Source organism: Thiomonas sp. TH-17 (genome assembly GCF_057473305.1).
In genome coordinates this window covers 1-5,058 of record NZ_JBYCKI010000297.1, presented here as the reverse complement: position 1 = coordinate 5,058, position 5,058 = coordinate 1, and the positions used below count along the sequence as shown (strand labels likewise).

Annotated in this window: 3 protein-coding genes and 1 pseudogene; all 4 read left to right on the top strand. The window is 59.4% G+C overall.

Annotated elements, in window-relative coordinates:
* Positions 1-202, top strand: a 202-nt coding sequence (locus tag AC2VLV_RS16530) for a DegT/DnrJ/EryC1/StrS family aminotransferase (RefSeq protein ID WP_486991004.1), incomplete at its 5' end; no start/stop codon positions are given.
* Positions 203-221: 19 nt separating this feature from the next.
* Entirely contained in the window at positions 222-794 is a 573-nt protein-coding gene (locus AC2VLV_RS16525) for an acyltransferase (protein WP_486991003.1), read from the top strand.
* Positions 791-967 (top strand): annotated as a pseudogene (locus AC2VLV_RS16520) (class I SAM-dependent methyltransferase); the annotation flags it as partial. The gene AC2VLV_RS16525 and the pseudogene AC2VLV_RS16520, both read left to right, overlap by 4 nt.
* 384 nt (positions 968-1,351) lie before the next feature.
* On the top strand, positions 1,352-4,828 hold the full coding sequence (locus AC2VLV_RS16515) for a glycosyltransferase (protein WP_486991005.1): 3,477 nt from the start codon (positions 1,352-1,354) through the stop codon (positions 4,826-4,828).
* Positions 4,829-5,058 lie beyond the last annotated feature (230 nt).

Below are 5,058 nucleotides of genomic sequence, written 5' to 3'. Positions count from 1 at the left end.
ACTCAAAGAGCGCGGTTATTACGCGCGCCGCTACTTCTACCCACTCATCTCGGATTTCCCGATGTACCGCGGACTCCCATCTGCGCGCCGTGACAACCTTCCGGTCGCCGCGCTAATGGCAGATCGCGTTCTGTGTCTCCCGATTTACCCGGCTCTCGATCCCAAAACGGTGCAGGACATCGTTGCGGTCATCGCAGAGTGAGAACCGTAAGGCGAGCGCCATGCTGAGTCGCACCGAGATTGACGCCATCGGCTTTGCCGAGGTCGGTGACGATGTGCAGCTTTCAGAGTATGCCCGGTTCTATGGCGCAAGCCGGATTTCTCTCGGCAACCATGTCCGCATCGACGATTTCTGCGTCCTGTCTGCGGGTTCTGGAGGTATCCATATCGGGAACCATGTGCATATCGCAGTATTCAGTTCTTTGATTGGAAAAGGAGAAATCATTCTTTCCGACTACTGCAATATCTCTTCTCGAGTATCAATTTACAGCAGTTCTGACGACTATTCGGGCGGAAGCATGACGAATCCGACAATTCCTGAAGACTATAAGCAGGTATTACACGCCAGCGTTCACCTAGGAAAACATGTCATCGTCGGAAGTGGAACAGTCATTCTCCCCGGCGTGCATCTATCTGACGGTGTTGCAGTCGGCGCACTAAGTCTGATAAAAACGGATTGCCCACCTTTTGGCATTTATGCGGGAAATCCGGCAAAACGCATCAAGGAACGGAGTCGGGCCCTGCTCGATCTCGAAGCGAAGCTAATTGCCAGCAAGGCAGCCTCAAAATCATGACACGACCCCTTTATCTCAATGTTGGCTGCGGCAAGGTCAAATTAGCCGGTTTTATCAATATCGATTTGGAACCCGGAGCGGATATCCAATGCGATGTGACCCAAGGGCTTCCCTTTGGTGATGCCACAGTAGACGGCATCTATAGCGAACACTTCATCGAGCATCTGAGTCAAAAGGACATTTTGGGCTTTCTCCGAGAATGCCGCCGTGTTCTCAAGCCGGGAGCGCGTGTACGCATTGCCACCCCTGATCTGAATGCCTTGGTAATAGAATACGAAAGCAATGACTGGCGCCAACCGTGGCTCGATAAATATGGCTACTCATGGATAAAAAACCGTGCTGAATATCTGAATATTTCAATGCGAGAATGGGGTCATAAATGGCTGATGGACGAAGAAGAGTTATCTCGCCTTGCTGATTGGTCGGGGCTGGAACAAGCCAAACGCTGCAACATCAACGACAGCACAGATCCCCATCTGGCCCGATTGGAGACCCGGACCGAATCCACTCTAATCATGGAGTACACGCAGCATATTGAAGCGATAGAAGAGAACTCATTGGTTTCGATTATTGTGCCGGCCTACCGAGCAGACTTTCTATCGGCCTGCCTCGAAAGCGCGTTGGCGCAAACCTATCGTCGTATTGAGATATTGATTCTCGATGACTGTCCGGGTGATGAAGTCCGAAAAATTGCGCAAGACTTTGTGCAGCGCGATTCGCGCGTTGCCTATCACCCAAATGCATTGCCTCTTGGCGAGCCAGACAATCTCACCCAGGGAATCCGGCTAGCGCAGGGCGTATTCATCAAACCTCTTTACGACGATGATTTGCTGGAGCCTGACGCTGTTGAACGCTTGCTGCACATCTATCGCGAGCATCCTGCGGCAAGGTTGGCGGCAGGTAGCCGCCTGCCGATTGACGCGTCAGGACAAACCCTCGACAAGGGCATACTGGGGGCCCCGCTCTCCGTAAATGACGGCCTATTGCGTGGTCCGCAAGTCATTGGACAGATTCTGTCTTCCGGGTTGAATTCTCTTGGTGAGCCGACATGCATGATGTTCCGCCGATCAGACGCCCTGCGCATCGACGAGCCCAATGTCATGACTCTGTTCGGCCGTCTTTGCTTTGGCGCTGGCGACGTTTGCCTTGCACTGCACCTTCTTTCGCGCGGCGACCTTGCCTACCTTTCGGCCCCCGTTGCACGCTTCCGCATGCACGCCGGACAAACGCAGAAACAAAAGCGCTCACATGAACTCGGGCTGGCAAGCTGGGAGTATCTGCGCCAGCAGGCCGAGCGCTTTGGGCTGATGGTCAAGGCCACTCAAACGCCAACGCCTGTATCAACGACGCCGGAGACCCTTTCACGCCCCGTCTTACCTTGGCTGGCTGACTTTCGCCTATTGCCCGATGAAGCGAATTGGGCTCAGGACGAAATCAGTCGCTGGAAGTCCGAAAATCCAGGCGACGTGCGCGCATCTATGGCCTTGCTTTTACACCCCGAGATATCCGCTCACGGCACCCGTTTCAGCATTGCCAAACAATGGTTTTCAGGCGTTTCGGTAGATATAGCCGCTTCATCCGATAGCGATAGCGAGCAGCGCATCGCTTCGGCAAACACGGCACTGCTCTCCCAGGACGCCAACTGGCTCGGCCTGATCGACGCCGGCGACCAACTTTCCCCCGACGCGCTGTTCCGTATCGCCCATGCCGTGCGCGAGCATCCGCAGTGGCAGATCGTCTACACCGACGAAGACCAGATCACGGCCGACGGCCAGCACACCAACCCGCATTGCAAGCCCGACTTCAATCTCGACTATCTGCGCAGCCTGCCCTATGTCGGCGGGCTGCTGTTGATCCGGCGCGATCTGTTCGAGGCTCTCGGCGGCTTCGACTCACAGGCCGAAGGCGCGGAAGACTACGACTTGATGCTGCGGGCGTGGGAGCACCTGCAGCGCACGGGGGCAGGGGAAGCCGCCATCGGCCATGTGCCCGAGGTGCTCTATCACCGCCTTCAGGGTTCGGGGCATACGCAAAAATCGGTGCCCGAGATTCTGCAAGCCGGGCACTCGGCCCTGCAGCGCCATTTCGAGCGTCTGGGCATTGCGGCGCAGGTGCAGCCGGGGCCGTTTCCGCCCTCGTTCCGCGTGCGCTGGCCGCTGCCCGAGGCGCGACCGCTGGTGTCCATCCTCATTCCCACGCGCGACCAGTTGCCGCTGCTGCAGCGCTGCGTGGAGTCGGTGATCGAAAAAACCAAGTACCCGGCTTACGAAATTCTCATCATCGACAACGACAGCCAGACGATTGATGCGCGCAACTATCTGGCCGCCATCGAAGCCAAGGAGGCCGAACTCGGCGGCCGCCTGCGCGTGGTGCGCCAGCCAGGAGCGTTCAACTTCTCGGCGATGAACAACGCGGCTGCCCGCGCCGCACGTGGCGAGTATCTGCTGCTGCTCAACAACGACACCGCGGCGCTACATGACGACTGGCTCGACGAAATGATGAGCCACGCCGTTCGGCCCGATGTGGGCATCGTCGGCGCCAAGCTGCTCTACCCCGACGGCAAGATTCAGCATGCCGGGGTCATTCTCGGCCTGCGCGGCCCGGCGGAGCATCCCTTCATCGGCCGCCCGCCCGAAGACCGCGGCTACTTCGGCCGCGCCCAGCTCACCCAAGATCTGTCGGCCGTCACCGGCGCCTGCCTGCTGGTGCGCAAAAGCGTTTATGAACAGTTGGGCGGGCTGGACGAGCAGGCTTTCAAGGTGTCTTACAACGACATCGATCTGTGTTTGAAAGTGCGCGAAGCGGGCCTGCGCATCGTCTTCACACCCTACGCCCTGCTGATGCACGAAGGCTCGGCCAGCCAGAAGAGCGGCACCGAGACCCAGCCTGACGACGCCAAGCTCAAGCGCTTCGCCGCTGAAAAAGACGCCATGTACGCCAAGTGGCTGCCGCAGCTCGCGTTCGACCCCGCATACAACCGGCATCTCAGCCTCGCCAGCACCGACTTTCTGCTCGACGATCAGCCCTGCCTGAGCTGGGACCCAGACTGGCGTCCCCGTCCGCGCGTACTGGTGCATTCGGCCGACCGCGAAGGCTGCGGCGAGTACCGCATCATTGCGCCCATGCGCGTGCTCAACCGCGCCGGGCTCACCCAGGGCTGGGAGACCATGCGCCTGTTCGAGCCCGCCGAAATGGAACGCATGCAGCCCGACAGTCTGGTGGTGCAGCGGCAAATGGAGTGGCCGCAGATCGAAGCGCTGGAGCGCCACGGCCGCACCAACAAAGCTTTCCGCGTGTTCGAGATCGACGATCTCATCACCAATCTGCCGCACAAAAGCGTGCACAAAAGCACCATTCACAAAGACATCGCCAAGCGCTTCCGCAAGGCGGCGGGGCTGTGCAACCGACTGGTGGTGGCTACCGAACCACTGGCCAAGGCTTATGCCCATTTCACCGATGAAGTCGTGGTGCAGCCCAACTACCTCGAAGCCGCGCGCTGGGGTCATTTGCAACCACCGCGCGCCGAGCGCAGCAAGCCCCGCGTGGGCTGGGCCGGGGGCGTGGGCCATACCGGCGATCTGGAACTGATTGCCGATCTGGTGCGCGATACGGCCAGCGAAGTCGATTGGGTGTTTTTCGGCCTGTGCCCGGAATCGCTCAAGCCGCTGGTCAAGGAGTTTCACCCCGGCGTACCGCTCGATCAATATGCCGCCAAACTGGCCGCGCTCGATCTCGATCTGGCCGTCGCCCCGCTCGAAGACAACGCCTTCAACGAAGCCAAGAGCCATCTGCGCCTGCTGGAGTACGGCATCCTCGGCTATCCCGTCATCTGCTCCGACCTCACGCCGTATCAGGGCGATTTTCCGGTCACCCGCGTGGCCAACCGCTACCGAGACTGGACGCGTGCGCTGCGCGAAGCCGTCTCCGACCGCGCCGCGCTACGCGCCCAGGGCGACGCGATGCGCGCCAAGGTGCTGGCCGACTGGATGATGGAAGACCATCTCGACACCTGGCTGAAAGCCTGGCTGCGCTGAAGTCACGTCGGGCAACGTAGCGAGGCTGTTTTTACGCAACACGGCAGGCCAGCGCTAGGCCAACGCCTTTGGGCCGCTGCTAGCATCAACGCAACGATCGAGACTCCATTTTCCGTTCCCATGAACAGCCCCCTCACCTCGCCAGATACCGACGCGCCCGAAGCACAGAGCGCGGTCATGCAAGCGCACATCGCGCGCCAGCCCATCGTCGACCGCAAACAGCAGATCGT